Consider the following 13,491-nt stretch of genomic DNA (forward strand, 5'->3'; position numbering starts at 1 on the left):
AATACCCCGCTTTTTCAGCTACATATCCATATGACGATTCGTACTTTGCATCATTTGCTTTATGCCTTGCTTTTCGAGCTCTAATATTTGTTGAAGCTTTTCTTGTCCGCTTTGGGTTTCGGCGCATTCAAGTAAGTATTCGTATAACTCAATTACTTTTTGATGTTGCTGTGCTAAATAGCCTTGAATAACTTCTTCATCAAATTGCTGATCTTTACTAATGTCTTCAAAAGTAATTAGCTCAGGATTTTTAGCAAAATATTCATAACAGTACGTATCGAGCGTATTTATTTCGGTTATCGCTTTAAACCCGACCAAATCTTCGGCGAGTTTTTTTTCATAATTTAGGTAGTAGTCCACCAGCATTGCATTATGTTCATCGAGTAAATCCTTTACGCTATGAAAATTAGCCGCCATTTGCGTATGAAACAAAATGGTCCAATCGTATACCTCTTTAATTGTTTTAATTTGCATGTGCATTCCTTATTTAGTTGACTGAAGTACAATGTTGCGTAAAGCGTGCCAATTAAAAAGGTATTTAAAAACAGTTGGTTAATTTAAATATGAGTAATAACTAGCTATTTAACCTGAATCTCGTTTAAGAAATTGAACTAAATGCCTGTTCCGAGATCCGATCTTTCGACCAAAAACGATTGGATAAGCAAGGAACAGGCATGATTAAATTAGTTGAATTATTTTGCGATGTCGATGATTTTTGCAAAGTATTTATACCCCAATGGGAAAAACAATTACTCGAAGATGGCACCCAAAAACGTCAGCGTTCAGGACGTATGACGACCAGTGAAATTATGACTATTGTTATTAGTTTTCATATGTCACATCACCGAGATTTCAAAAATTACTACCTTGGCTATGTATCACTTATGTACAAAAGTGAATTTCCCAACTTGCTCAGTTACACACGATTTTTAGCCGTTATGCCAAGGGTAATTGTGCCGATGTGTGCCTATTTTACTTCACTTAAAGGTAAACCCACAGGCGTTGAATTCATTGACTCCACATGTATTAAAGTGTGCCATAATATTCGTATTCCAAGACACAAAACCTTTGATGGAATAGCCCAGCGTGGCAAAGGAACAATGGGATGGTTTTATGGCTTCAAGCTACATTTAATCGTTAATCACCATGGTGAAATTGTTGCTGCGAAAGTGACAACAGGAAATGTACATGATACTCAACCAGTGCGTGAGTTAGCGAGCTGCCTGACGGATAAATTATATGGTGACAAAGGGTATTTAAGTAAAGCTTTAGAAGCCGATTTACTCGATAAAGGGGTAAAGCTCATTACGACGGTTCGCAAAAATATGAAGGCAAAAGCGATGTCATTATGGGATAGAGCAATGCTTTCAAAACGCTTTATAATCGAAACAATTAATGACCAGCTCAAGAACATATCCTTCATTGAACATTCAAGACATCGGAGTATGAACGGCTTTATGTTGAATTTAGTCGCTGGATTGGTGGCTTATTGCTTGAAAGAAAAGAAGCCACACCTTAATTTAACTGACGTAGAGCTTAACGCATTAGTTATCGCTTAAGCAGAACTCAGGTTATTTAATAGAACAACTTACAAATTATAGGTAATTTTTATAGAGCAATGCGTGGGAAGTAACCGCACTGCACAGCTCTATCGTCTTGTTGCTTTATATTATTTAAGTCCTTGTTTGCGCCACAGTAGGTAAACCGCAGGAATAACAAGTAAAGTAAGTACAATTGCACTGCCCATACCGCCAACCATAGGCGCTGCTATTCGGCTCATTACTTCGCTTGCTGTACCTGTGCCATACAGCACAGGTAATAAACCGATAATAATGGTCGCGACAGTCATCATAACTGGGCGTACTCGAAGCCCTGCACCTTCAATGATAGCTTGCTGTAATTGCACTAAGCTAAGCGGTTTTCCGGCTTGCTCTGCTTCGAGGCACTTTTCTTGATAGGCTTGGTTTAAATACACCAACATAATGACCCCAATTTCTACCGCTACCCCAGCTAAGGCAATAAAGCCCACACCTACTGCAACTGAAAAGTTAAAGCCCTCTAGAGCTAAACTAAACAGCCACTCTAATCGAACAAACAAAAAGTTACTATTAAACTTAATTTTAGGTTAAGAATTTATCTTTTATCACCGAGTTACTTTCATTTCATCCATCAAATAAGTCACTAGTGCTCTTAATCTAAATTTCACGCATGGAAATAGCTGCATGGTGCAGTTGTGATTTATTACTGAATAGTTTTACTGAGTAGCTTACGTTTTATGCCAGTAGCTTTTCGCAGTTACTGATATTCACCCGCCGCTTTCTGTTTAGATTTTCACAATAACTTACTTGTGAGCTTGGCTTGCCAACAGCACCATGAAATACGCGTGTAAATTGCGTAGTCAGTTTTAACCAGTTTTCTGGGGATATATTTAACCTTTCAAGCAAAGGAAGGTTCATATTATCAATATACCCGCGTTTATCCTCTCGTATTATTCGTCCTGTTAATTCAACAAGCTCAAGGTACGATTTAAGCTCAAACGGGAGCCCTTTTGGCATTGTTTGACGTGGCATGCCTGCAAAGCGCAGTAGTGGTTTTGGTTGCTTACCTTCTTTTGCGTGTGTTATGCGTTGCTTGATGCTGGTATGGTTTGACTCTTCGGGCGTTTCTGCCATTTTTGCTCTAATGGGGTTTAAATCAACATAGGCCATACAGGCAGCAAGGGCTGCTTCATCTAATAATGCTTGAGACGTAAAGCGCCCCTCCCAAAAGCGGCCTGTGCAATTATCTTCTTTATTTGCTCTGCGGGCTATATCTTCATTTAGTAACCACATAAACCAGCTAATATTGGATAGGCGCTCGCGGTATTGGTTTACTGTTTGGTTAAAAAAGATAAGTTCAGCTTTACTTAGCTTTTCGCCCTGTATGTATTTTTGTGTAAGAGCGGTGCCTTTACACAGCTTATGCCAGCGAATAACAATCGCTTTATCATTCAGCCTATTCGCTTTCTTATCATCAACATACAATACTAAATGGGTGTGATTACTCATTACGGCATAAGCACATACATCAATACAAAATATTTTTGCTAATTCCAGTAACTTATCTTCAACCCAGCCTCTGCGATGCTCGTAAGATTGACCTGTAAAGTGGTCTTCACCACACAAAAAAGCACGGCGCACGCAACGCGAAATACAGTGGTAGTATTTTGTATCAACCAAACTTATTTGTCGTTTTCTTGCGATGGCCATAAGACACCCTGCTTGTTTTTTACACTAAATAAAGCGTAGTACTTTGAGCGTAAAAGTGCAAAATTTTGAGTGGATGTCTAGTTTATTGTCTTGGCACTAATCCTAAACCCGCAATCCCACCTCTTTTCAAACTGCCAACTGCCGCTTTTCCGAACCAACCAGCGGGTCAAACCAACCAGCAGGGTCAGGTCTTGCATCTTGCCTTTTACTATAAAAGTCAAAAAGAAAGACCTGCCCCTACTCTCCCACACAGAGCAATTATAACAAAGTATTATGAAGCAAGTGATCTGACCCCTATTCATTCAACGATAGAAAAACGCTTGTTAGCAATACTTGATACCTATAAAAAAGAAATGCCAGAAGTCCAAATATTTATGGATATCTTTGAGAAAAATTGCTTAGTAAATTTAGATGAATTGAGTGAATGAAATATAACTTTTGAATGAGTTTATTATAGTATAAGAACATGATTTATTTAATTTTAACAATGGCACTAAGTGAAAATTGTTACGCTTAACCATATATATAGGAATCAGTAGTGAAAGGAAAAGTGGTATCTTACGTACGAAATAAAAAATTTGGCTTTGTTAATGGGGATGATGGAGAACGTTATTTCCTCCATTTTTCTACCTTACTCAATAAAGCAGATGAAAATAAGTTAATTAAAGGTGTTGTGATTGAATTTGATCCAACTCCAAGCCCTAAAGGATTAGCTGCTAAAAAAGTTAAAGTTCCAGAGGTCTTTTTTAAAGATCAACTTGTCAGTTTTTTCACAAGCAAAAACAATCAACCAAAGCATGGTAAAGTTGAACTGCGTAACACTATAAATACTCGCTTTTTTAAAGATCCTAACAAAGGCCGTGAGCATATAACAAAGCTAGCAAAAGAAGCTGGTTACAATGCAATATTAAACTTAGGCTTTGAAAAAAATACATTTGCAGACGGGAATTACAATTATACCGTACATGCATTTAAAGGTGATTTTGCTTTAGTCACAGAAAAAATACCTTGTGGCACTAAAGAGCAAGAAGCTAAAAGTGAAGACTCATTGAAGTCACAATTAGAACAAGCTGTCGTAAAGTTTAAAGCCACTTATGATCAAGAAAGTGAAGCCAGAAGAAAGCAATTAGAAACAAATTACACAGGTTGTTTGGTTATTTTGGCAATAATAGTCTTTATAGCGCTATTTGTAGTATTGAAGCAAAAATATTAGCCTTAAGAGTTACAGGGTTCAGGTTTGTTACTTCATAACACTACTCATATGCCTGCATCAGAACAGCCGTCACTGAGCAATTATGACAAAGTATTATGAAGCAAGTGATCTGACCCCTATTCATTTCTAGGTGAGTATTTTACTGCCAACGCGCGCCTCTCTTTGCAACTCACCAAAGCCATTGTACTCAAAGTTGGTTACCCCTTGGTTAGGGTCATTCACCTGCAACCAGCAGGGTCAGGTCTTGCATCATGCCTTTTACTATAAAAGTCAAAAAGAAAGACCTGACCCTACTCTCCCACACAGAGCAATTATGACAAAGTATTATGAAGCAAGTGATCTGACCCCTATTCATTTTCTCAAGCTCCTGTGACCCCACAAGCTCCTGACCCCATTTTGATTCCCCTGTGTTTATTAGGATCTCAGTACAAATACTCTAATTACTAAAAAGTAAACCAAAATACTTCCATAAATATAATCAAATAAGTGACCTAATGATGGGTAGTTGAAGAACAAAATCCAAGAACTTGCGACCCCTAATCCCATTAACAAAAACCTCAGCACAGGAACAACATTCCTATCTTTTACTTTTTTCCTTATAACTGCCACAGTTAAAACTAAGTCAATAATAAAAATTAAAGGAACTAGGGCGTGTTGATCTTTGCGGTATAAAAAACAAACAGCATAAGGATAAGGTATAATTGAATTCGCTAAAAAACATTACACGAACCCTCATGCCAAGATTAATGTTAACAGACGCGACATGGAATGTCTTATCAAAAGTAATGCACTTAAGTGGTCGAATTTATAATAAGCCTGAGCATAGAAAAACGCTCGAAGGCATACTCTATAGGATGCGTACCGGTATTCCTTGGCGAGATTTACCGTCTTATTTCGGCTCGTGGAGTGCTATTTATAGACGATTTAATTTATGGTCCAAAAAAGATATTTTGAATGAATTATTTCGAGTGTTATCCCACTATGCTGATATGGATTGGATCTTTATTGATGGCAGTATTGTCAGGGCTCACCAGCATAGTTGCGGTGCAAGAACCGCTGACAATGAATCAATCGGTAAGAGTCGAGGTGGTAATTCGACTAAAATTCATCTTGCAGTAGATAGCGGAGGATTGCCTGTTTATTATGAATTATCCTGTGGAAATACGCATGATATCGTCCATGCAGAGTCACTTGTAGCCAATTGCCCAACGAGTAATGTTGTTGTCGCAGATAAAGGCTACGATAGTGAAAAACTAAGAGAGTTTATTCGTGACAATAGCGCTACACCCGTTATTCCACGCAAGGATAACAGTTTAGTGGGTAATGAAGATATTGACTGGTGCATGTACAAATATAGGCACTTAGTTGAGAATGCCTTTGGTCGGATCAAACAATATAGAGGGATAGCCACACGGTATGAAAAGCTTGAGCGGAATTATCATTCCATGCTCGCTTTAGCATTCACTATGATGTGGCTACCAATATGGGCTGATTAATATATATACTACAAAGATCAACAGCCCCTAATGTAACTAACGGGTTCTCAGTTAGCATTCTGCATAACTCCATTTCCAATTACTATCGCGTCATTAGCAAATAGTGCACTTCCAGATACTGTTCGATAATTTCTCACATAATCTCCTCTAAAGTGGATGCGATCCCGTCCCAAAGAATTAGTTAAATTTCTTGAATGATGAATGGTGTTTGTGCCCGAAGCTCGTAGTCCAAATTGTCCTATTTTTCGCCCTAAAGCTGCCCAACCGGCGCTAGCTATGTCAACACCAAAATATGCGTAATCACCATATTGTTCACCCAATACATACCTCCATCCTTCTTGAGCATAATTACTTTCTGTTAAACCAACACCTTGAGCAGTATTAAAAAGGCCATGCGCTAAAATTAAAGCACCTGGTATAAAAGTTATTGGGTTACTCATCAAACTAGCACCTAACAATGCCTGCCCAGACCCCCCTATAGTTTGAAGTACATTCATACCATATTTTTGCACATAACCCAGAGCAGATCTCATCCCAGACATATGATTTTTAGCATTTGGTGTCGCAGGTTGAATAGGTATATTAGGGAACAGTCCTTTACTACTATTGTTTCCTGACGAAGGAGCTGTACTTTTATTATTTGTGATTGTACTTGGAGAACCAATATCACTAATAGCACTTCCTATTTTTCCTTGGCTCTTCTGAGTATTCTCATTACCATTTGACGGCATAGAACTTTTCGAAGCGTTTGAAATAGGTGCATTTGGATTATCACTATTGCCTTTTCTCCCAATATCACCACCTGCGGCATTAGGACTAGAAGATGACTCCCCTTTATTTGGACCACCAGTTATTACAATTTTTAATGCCTCCGGCTCACTTTGACAACCACCAGAATCCTCAGGATTGCAGCTAGAATAACCTGTCGGGTCAACGCCCGCCAACGGATTATTCATTATGTACGAATAAGGGTTAATGCTCTGACTATTCGTGGGGCTTTGAATAACAGGATCAACCGACATAAACCGCCCAAGGTTATAATCGTACACCCGCCCGTTCATATGAATTAATCGGCTTAGTTTAGCAAAGTGTTTTAAAGAGCTTTTTATAGCTCTGAGGTTACAGGAATAAAATAAACTATTAAATAACTTTTAGATTTAACGTGATGAGGGCTTTGGTAATTTTTTACCTGTCAGTAAATTATGACAAATCACCCAAAAGTTTACTTTTTTAATTTTTGATGGTCGATTTGGTAACGGGTAAGCACTTTCAACGTGAAAACGCATTTTACCTCGCTCTTTCCAAACCCTAAACACAACTTGATAGAAAATATCATTGCCATTTTCATCTTTTAACTTACATGTGCAATAGCGACTATATCCGCCGTGATAGCAAAACTGTTCCGGCAAAGTTTCTAGTATTTGAGGTAGATGAAACGATAACGCGTAACGTTTTGCGCAAAACGCTCTTGAGTCTTCAGGTTTATGGAGATATAGCGCTACTTCACTCGTAGCACTTAATTTCGTACTATCAACGGTAAATACATGATGGGAAATTGTTATGTATAAAGTGTAATGCTCATCACGCTCAGGATGAGTATAGGTGTGTTTTCTAGCGTTTAAATGTTTAAAATTAATCTCGGTGCCTTGGAAGTTAAATGACTTCCAAAATTGATACTCATTATCTGCGAGATTAAAAAGGTTTTTTGCGTTCATGTTATTTTTTATTAGGCTAGAAATAACAAAGGCTCCAACAAGGGAGCCTTCGCCAAGTATTACTTGGATTCAGAACATCATTACCGGACACTGCCTCGACCTATAAAAGGTTACGTGGTGTCATACTTAAAAAGTATGTCTGCTGCACCATACACACATTATTGCCGTTATTGACGACCATGTCAACCTCCCTTAGCGTTGAGCCGCTGGGTGCGTGTTGTTATAGACTTCTTTTAGCTTAGCCATACTCACATGCACATACACTTGCGTTGTTGATAAATCGGCATGGCCTAAAAAGGCCTGTACATGGCGAATATCCGCACCATTATCAACCATGTGTGTCGCCGCAGCATGGCGGTATTGATTACATGCACCTTGCTTACGTATACCCGCACGTTTAATGTATTTAGCAACCAGCTCTGACAACTGTGCAACCCGAAATGGTTTGCCATTATTCGCAATAAACAACGTTTTGCCTGAATGCTCATTCACCAGCGTACCCCTTACTTCCTTTAGGTAGCGATAAATCCAAAAGCAGGCGCTTTTCGCGATAGGTACATAACGGTCTTTAAAGCCTTTACCTTGATTCACCCTCAGTTTGTATTGCTCAAAGTCCACATCATCGATGTGCAAAGACTGTAGTTCAAAGCGACGAATACCAGCGGCGTAATACGTTTCCATGATAGCTCTATCGCGCACACCCATTGCACCGTAATGTTCGGTTTGCTGTAGCACCTTATCCACATCTGGCTCACTTAAAATTGGCTTAGGTAAACGCCTGCCGTTTTTAGGTAATTCAAAATGCTCAGTGGCATTTGTTGCAAGCACACCTTTTATAAACAACGTGCGCACCATGACTTTAACAGCCGTTAGCCGATAACGAATGGTAGCCCGACATAGCGGTTCACCATTTAGTAGCTTACGATACTGGTTTAAGTATTGCTGGTAATTATCAAGAAGCTCCGTATCAACCCTATCCAATGTTGTGATACCTTGCTTTGCTGCCCATGTGTTAAACAACGCTAAAGCAGCTTGTTTACTAACCGCTGTGTTTTCACTTTGCCCTTTTGCGCGGCACAGCGCACAGTAATAATCAATGCATGGCACTATTGCTAACGTTGCTGGTTTAATGAGTGACATAACGTTCTCCCCATTTCATCAGGTGAAACACCAATGGCTTAGGGTACAGTGCACCATTAAACCACTGAATAATACGAGGCGCTGGCCGACTTGGGCAAATCAATTTAATACCACACACAGCCAGCAACGTCCCCTCATGGTAAATAGGCTCAACAATGCAGCCACGAAAGACTTCATGGCCGTTGGCAGTAACAAGCCCTACACATTTTAGTACGTTACGAAAGCTTGCACCATCTATTGTGCTACTGGTTTTAATGTAACGATTTAAGCTACGGTCGCAATAACCAAGGTGATATTGAATAATTGCCTCATGACTAATGCCTCTACGTGCGAGCTTATTACATGCGGTATCATCATTTAAAAGTCGTGTATGGTATATATCAAACAGCTGTTTGATATATACCTCATCAATATTGATGCGCTGTAACATCTGCTCGAACTCATCAATTGTTTCAATCTCATTCATGATCCGTCTCCTTGGATGTTTTTATAGCGTTTACGCATTGAGCCTCCTTGTAATTCAAGGCGATGAGCACGGTGAACAATCCTATCCATAATGGCATCCGCCATCGTGATTTCACCGATGTACTCATGCCACTTACTCACGGGTAATTGAGTGGTGATTAAAAGTGAGCCTGATTCGATACGCTCTTCAACCAACTCTAGAATGTCTTGGCGATTGCGCTCATTCAATGGCACCATTGCCCAGTCATCTAAAATTAGTAATTTAAACTTGGCTAATTGTGCACGCAGGTTAGGTAATGAGCCGTCTCTGCGAGCAATATCTAGCTCTTCCAGTAACAATGCAAACCTTTTATACAATACGGGGATATTGAATTTAATGGCTTGGTTCGCCAGCGCACACGCTATCCAACTTTTGCCAACGCCGGTTGGCCCCGTAATAATAAGAAACTGATTGCGTTGCATCCAGTCACACTGCACTAGATTCACAAAATGACTTTTATCAATACCACGCTTTGCTAAGTAGTCCATATTCTCAATACAAGCTTGTGCTTGCTTTAACTTGGCGGCTTTAAACATACGCTCACGCTTTTTTTGGGACTTAAACTGCATTTCTTCACAGGTTAAGAAGGCCAGCACATCAAGTAGAGGCAGGGACAACATATCAGGGCTTTCAAGTACTTTTTGTAAAGCACCCGCCATACCCATTAAACGTAATGTCTGTAGGTTTTCGAATACACTGTGTTCATTACTCATTTTACTGCCCTCCATTAACGTAATACTCCGCACCACGAATGTTATGGTGAAGCGGCAAAGATTGCTGCGTAGGTACATCATCTGGTATTTCATCAAGGTGGCATTGTAAAATAGACCGCACACTAGTCACTGTGCGTGACTTTATGTCACAGGCACAATGACAAGCATTTTCAAATCGTATTGCCCCGTATTGTTTTGCCAGTGTTTGCAGGTTGGTGCACGCTTTACACCCTTGCATTGAGTAATCTGGTAAGTTGTCAAATTGCGCCATCACCAGCGCAAGCGCACTTTGTCCGATGTGCTCTGCCCATTGAATAAAATGAGCCTTTGATTGCTCTGCATACATACGATGGCTTTTAGGACGGTGTTGCGGCTCAGTTGTCGCGCCACCTTGCACAAAACTGCGTACATGTATAGCCATTAACTTATGCTGAAAGTAAATTTCAACCTTGCTGTTTGTAACCTTGATATCCACCGCTTGGCTTGTTAATTCATAAGGCACAGAATACGCATGTCCATGCACATAAATGTGATAATCTCGATTCACTTTTTGCTGGTGTATCCAACGCCCAATTTCAAAGGGTTGTTGAGGCAGTGGTTTTAAGGTTTGACACTCTTGCTCTTGGAATCGTTGTGAGCGATTACCTTCAAAGCGCTTAAAAGGCCGTTGATTTAATTGTTCAAGCAAAGAACGTAAAGCACGGTTAATTTCATCAATGCTAAAAAACTGACGTCAACTCAATACCACGATTATCCAACGAGTTACCAGCAACACACCTATTTCAGCCAATGATTTATCTTGTGGCCTGCGTACACGAGCAGGTTCAATAACAAAATCGTAATGCTCGGCCATTTCTTGGTAACTGGTATTAATAACAGGTGTTTTGCCAGGCTTTGTCACCGCTGATTTTAAGTTATCAGGCACCACAAGCTGGGTCACACCACCGTAATGATCAAACATGGCTTGATGTGCAGACAACCAGTCTTCAAGTTTTTGTGAACGCACAGCAATGGCAAACACGTATTGAGCATAGCCTGTGACACCAACAAATATTTCGGCATAGTGCTGCTTGCATGCAACTGAGTCATACCAAGGAATACGCTTACCAGAAAAGTCCACAAAGGTTACTTCGCCAGGTAAATAATACTGGCGCATTGTCACATCAATTGAGTCAACAAAATCACGGTAGTAATATGTGAATTGTGAGTAACTATAAGCATCATCGGGGTTGAGACTACGGTACTCCTCCCAAAGTTGGACCAAAGTTTGATGTTTAGTTTGCATCAGTTGATGAACATAATGCCAATCAGGCAACCGTTTGCTACTGTCTGCTTGTTTTGGCTCTGAAAATAGTCGAACAAGCTGGCTGTCACTGTATTCATTTACTCGCTCGAGGATGAGCGTTACTCCTTCAAGCTTCTTACGATACCGTCGCACTGTATTGGGGGCGACCCCCACCAGTTTTGCGATACGACGATTTGAATAAGGTGTGGTTAATAGCAAACGAAGAAGTTGCCGTAATATTTGTGCGCTCATACGCACCTCCTTAATTTCAATTTTAAAGAAATCAAGGCACACGCCGACCTGCATCTCATCACAGGATGAAACTTGACAGATAGGTAAAGGAAAGCTTAAATAAAAGAGTCGAAGGGCGTGAACCAAACGACATTTTCAGAAAAAGTCAGCACTGTAATGCTGGCTTTTTCACCTTCTGAGCCTTACTAAGTTGTGCCTAAACAATTGTACTTAGGTAATGTCGTGCAATTTAATCCATAGGCTTGTCCTTAGGTGTATATTGGTTTTCAATGCGCTGCTTAGCCAACCAAGCAGCAATGTCTTTCACAAGCGCAAATCGTCCCTTCCTACCTTTAATCGTAAACAGTTCCACCGGAAAAGATTGTTGTGACATATGTTTGCGTAACGAATAGATACTGCGATAGCCCATCGCTTCAGATAGCTTCTCCCCTGTGAGTAGTGGAGAGCCATAATTTTTCATCAGCTCGCGCTCTAACGCCAAAGCCAAAGCCAGTACTTTCAACCTTTCCTCCTCGCTATTCATTAGCAGCATGGTAGTCACCTATTAAGACTTAATATGATTTATTAAGAATATGTAGTTTTGCTAAACTTACATAAGGCTTTCTTTTTTAATTAAAGGCACGAGTAAAACAATGCTATATACTGTGAACATTCATATTTTCAATGAGTTAGTACTTTTGAACGGAGTTTGGCATTCAAATTGCCAAATTTTAGATGTACACCTTTGAACATTATTTAACGCTATCGAGGCGAACAAAATCCTTAGCAACGCGATATTGGTGCGCCTGTTTAAAGGCACACCTCAACGCGAAAAGTGCTTATGAGATAAAAAGAAAGTTATTAACCGATGAAGAGTGGGAAAATAAAGGCAATGACTGGTTAAATAAGTCGTCTCGGTTTTTTAATAAAAAAGAAGCGGGTGAGCCAGTGATCCGGTTTGACGTTGTTAGAGAAATTGATGAACGCTTAAATAGTGACTTCAGCTCATTAGCAATACTCTGTCATCCACTTTGGCAGCTTTTAGATAACACGCAGCCAACAGACCTGTTTATAAATCAAGTTTTAGCGCACTTACCCTACAACTACGCCAGTCTTTTATTCAAAGAAAATAGTCACGGCCAACTCATTAAAAAAACAAAACTGACTCAAAAAGCAAGACACAAGTTAATTCATAGTCATGATATTCATGCGTTAACATGCTGGCTAGCCTTTTGCCTAGAGAAAAAAGCGGTAGGATATAATCAAATTGACACCAACCAATTATGTGCAATTAAATATTTATTAAAGATAGCTATCGTTACACCATTTTCGTCAATTTCTGATGATTTTTATGCATATGTAAATGAGATGTTTAGCCCGCTGTACCCGCACATGCCTGTGATGCGCTATCGTATTTTAATACCTAATAAAAATAACGGCCACACGGACTTTAGCCTCCCTATGAGATTAATATCTGGCAACTGTTTGACCATACAACCAACGCTTGGTTTGTATAAAAAGCTATGCGAGCAAGCCATTAAAATTGGGCTAGTAGCTAATTCTTTTGAAGGGATGAATCGTTTCTATAACTTCATTTGCCATACAGAAATCGTTGAGCTTATAAACATTTTATTCCAACCAACTCCACCAACGAGCTTAAAGGCACTCAAACAACAAATTCTGTCTCGATTCATTTAATTTATTGCGAACAACCACCACATAAATACAATTCATTATGAGCAGCTTAAACCAGTACTGTGTTGAGGCAAACTCAGTAAGCAGTGTCACTAAAAAACAGCAGAGCTAGCTATTTGAGCCAGCGCCACTAAATAGTGGCACTGACACAGATTGCACAGCATGCTAGTAGCAAGTGCACAGTTCTACAGGGGTTGGTTGCGCACTTGATGAATAATTTTAATGAAGCGATTGATAGGAAAAGGCAAGG

General features: G+C 39.7%; 15 protein-coding genes and 1 pseudogene. 5 read left to right on the forward strand and 11 right to left on the reverse strand.

Annotated elements, in window-relative coordinates; translation table 11 throughout:
* Positions 1-18 precede the first annotated feature (18 nt).
* Positions 19-474, reverse strand: coding sequence for a hypothetical protein (locus tag AC0VZ4_RS18120; protein WP_033032128.1), 456 nt, complete (start codon positions 472-474; stop codon positions 19-21).
* A gap of 200 nt (positions 475-674) precedes the next feature.
* Between AC0VZ4_RS18120 and AC0VZ4_RS18125 the strand changes: the two genes are divergently transcribed.
* Positions 675-1,559: an IS982 family transposase gene (locus AC0VZ4_RS18125; RefSeq protein WP_475441595.1), complete on the forward strand. Its 885-nt coding sequence runs from the start codon at positions 675-677 to the stop codon at positions 1,557-1,559.
* 110 nt (positions 1,560-1,669) lie between these two features.
* On the opposite strand, the pseudogene AC0VZ4_RS18130 reads toward AC0VZ4_RS18125, so the two are convergent.
* Positions 1,670-2,068 (reverse strand): annotated as a pseudogene (locus AC0VZ4_RS18130) (efflux RND transporter permease subunit); the annotation flags it as partial.
* A 205-nt stretch (positions 2,069-2,273) separates the two neighbouring features.
* Entirely contained in the window at positions 2,274-3,248 is a 975-nt protein-coding gene (locus AC0VZ4_RS18135) for a transposase (RefSeq protein ID WP_475440353.1), read from the reverse strand.
* 65 nt (positions 3,249-3,313) lie between these two features.
* Between AC0VZ4_RS18135 and AC0VZ4_RS18140 the strand changes: the two genes are divergently transcribed.
* The 3 genes from AC0VZ4_RS18140 to AC0VZ4_RS18150 all read left to right on the forward strand — a co-directional run bounded on the left by AC0VZ4_RS18140 (position 3,314) and on the right by AC0VZ4_RS18150 (position 5,957).
* Positions 3,314-3,676 (forward strand): hypothetical protein, encoded by a 363-nt coding sequence (locus AC0VZ4_RS18140; protein ID WP_475440354.1) that lies wholly within the window; start codon positions 3,314-3,316, stop codon positions 3,674-3,676.
* Between the two features lie 110 nt (positions 3,677-3,786).
* Positions 3,787-4,461, forward strand: a complete 675-nt coding sequence (locus AC0VZ4_RS18145; protein WP_475440355.1) for a cold-shock protein — start codon at positions 3,787-3,789, stop codon at positions 4,459-4,461.
* Positions 4,462-5,195: 734 nt separating this feature from the next.
* Positions 5,196-5,957, forward strand: coding sequence for an IS5 family transposase (locus AC0VZ4_RS18150; protein WP_475439680.1), 762 nt, complete (start codon positions 5,196-5,198; stop codon positions 5,955-5,957).
* Between the two features lie 47 nt (positions 5,958-6,004).
* Here AC0VZ4_RS18150 and AC0VZ4_RS18155 read toward each other — a convergent pair whose 3' ends face one another.
* The 8 genes from AC0VZ4_RS18155 to AC0VZ4_RS18190 all read right to left on the reverse strand — a co-directional run bounded on the left by AC0VZ4_RS18155 (position 6,005) and on the right by AC0VZ4_RS18190 (position 12,099).
* On the reverse strand, positions 6,005-6,979 hold the full coding sequence (locus AC0VZ4_RS18155; RefSeq protein WP_475440356.1) for a hypothetical protein: 975 nt from the start codon (positions 6,977-6,979) through the stop codon (positions 6,005-6,007).
* Positions 6,980-7,114: 135 nt separating this feature from the next.
* A complete protein-coding gene (locus tag AC0VZ4_RS18160) occupies positions 7,115-7,672 on the reverse strand; it encodes a heat-shock protein (protein WP_475440357.1) in 558 nt (185 codons plus the stop codon).
* A gap of 192 nt (positions 7,673-7,864) precedes the next feature.
* Positions 7,865-8,812: a tyrosine-type recombinase/integrase gene (locus AC0VZ4_RS18165; protein ID WP_475440358.1), complete on the reverse strand. Its 948-nt coding sequence runs from the start codon at positions 8,810-8,812 to the stop codon at positions 7,865-7,867.
* Positions 8,799-9,278, reverse strand: coding sequence for a hypothetical protein (locus tag AC0VZ4_RS18170; protein WP_475440359.1), 480 nt, complete (start codon positions 9,276-9,278; stop codon positions 8,799-8,801). The genes AC0VZ4_RS18165 and AC0VZ4_RS18170 overlap by 14 nt, the downstream gene beginning before the upstream one ends.
* Positions 9,275-10,030, reverse strand: coding sequence for an IS21-like element helper ATPase IstB (gene istB, locus AC0VZ4_RS18175; protein WP_421960669.1), 756 nt, complete (start codon positions 10,028-10,030; stop codon positions 9,275-9,277). The genes AC0VZ4_RS18170 and istB overlap by 4 nt, the downstream gene beginning before the upstream one ends.
* Position 10,031: 1 nt before the next feature.
* Positions 10,032-10,718 (reverse strand): Mu transposase domain-containing protein, encoded by a 687-nt coding sequence (locus tag AC0VZ4_RS18180; protein WP_475440360.1) that lies wholly within the window; start codon positions 10,716-10,718, stop codon positions 10,032-10,034.
* Between the two features lie 45 nt (positions 10,719-10,763).
* Positions 10,764-11,567 carry an IS21 family transposase gene (gene istA, locus AC0VZ4_RS18185; protein WP_475440361.1) on the reverse strand — a complete coding sequence of 268 codons (804 nt, stop codon included), beginning with the start codon at positions 11,565-11,567 and terminating at the stop codon, positions 10,764-10,766.
* A 229-nt stretch (positions 11,568-11,796) separates the two neighbouring features.
* The gene (locus AC0VZ4_RS18190; RefSeq protein WP_475440362.1) at positions 11,797-12,099 is read right to left on the reverse strand and encodes a hypothetical protein; all 303 of its coding nucleotides are present in this window, start codon (positions 12,097-12,099) and stop codon (positions 11,797-11,799) included.
* Between the two features lie 182 nt (positions 12,100-12,281).
* Here AC0VZ4_RS18190 and AC0VZ4_RS18195 point away from each other — a divergent pair, with 182 nt between their 5' ends.
* Positions 12,282-13,244, forward strand: coding sequence for a hypothetical protein (locus tag AC0VZ4_RS18195; protein ID WP_475440363.1), 963 nt, complete (start codon positions 12,282-12,284; stop codon positions 13,242-13,244).
* Positions 13,245-13,491 lie beyond the last annotated feature (247 nt).

Source organism: Pseudoalteromonas sp. QJM3NY_22 (genome assembly GCF_056173065.1).

What these genes read in the sequence shown, in the direction of transcription:
- AC0VZ4_RS18165 (WP_475440358.1), bottom strand. Translation starts at nt 8,812, where the DNA reads ATGTCACTCATTAAACCAGCAACGTTAGCAATAGTGCCATGCATTGAT.
- AC0VZ4_RS18135 (WP_475440353.1), bottom strand. Translation starts at nt 3,248, where the DNA reads ATGGCCATCGCAAGAAAACGACAAATAAGTTTGGTTGATACAAAATAC.
- AC0VZ4_RS18155 (WP_475440356.1), bottom strand. Translation starts at nt 6,979, where the DNA reads ATGTCGGTTGATCCTGTTATTCAAAGCCCCACGAATAGTCAGAGCATT.
- AC0VZ4_RS18160 (WP_475440357.1), bottom strand. Translation starts at nt 7,672, where the DNA reads ATGAACGCAAAAAACCTTTTTAATCTCGCAGATAATGAGTATCAATTT.
- AC0VZ4_RS18150 (WP_475439680.1), top strand. Translation starts at nt 5,196, where the DNA reads ATGCCAAGATTAATGTTAACAGACGCGACATGGAATGTCTTATCAAAA.
- AC0VZ4_RS18125 (WP_475441595.1), top strand. Translation starts at nt 675, where the DNA reads ATGATTAAATTAGTTGAATTATTTTGCGATGTCGATGATTTTTGCAAA.
- AC0VZ4_RS18170 (WP_475440359.1), bottom strand. Translation starts at nt 9,278, where the DNA reads ATGAATGAGATTGAAACAATTGATGAGTTCGAGCAGATGTTACAGCGC.
- istB (WP_421960669.1), bottom strand. Translation starts at nt 10,030, where the DNA reads ATGAGTAATGAACACAGTGTATTCGAAAACCTACAGACATTACGTTTA.
- istA (WP_475440361.1), bottom strand. Translation starts at nt 11,567, where the DNA reads ATGAGCGCACAAATATTACGGCAACTTCTTCGTTTGCTATTAACCACA.
- AC0VZ4_RS18120 (WP_033032128.1), bottom strand. Translation starts at nt 474, where the DNA reads ATGCAAATTAAAACAATTAAAGAGGTATACGATTGGACCATTTTGTTT.
- AC0VZ4_RS18195 (WP_475440363.1), top strand. Translation starts at nt 12,282, where the DNA reads ATGTACACCTTTGAACATTATTTAACGCTATCGAGGCGAACAAAATCC.
- AC0VZ4_RS18190 (WP_475440362.1), bottom strand. Translation starts at nt 12,099, where the DNA reads ATGCTGCTAATGAATAGCGAGGAGGAAAGGTTGAAAGTACTGGCTTTG.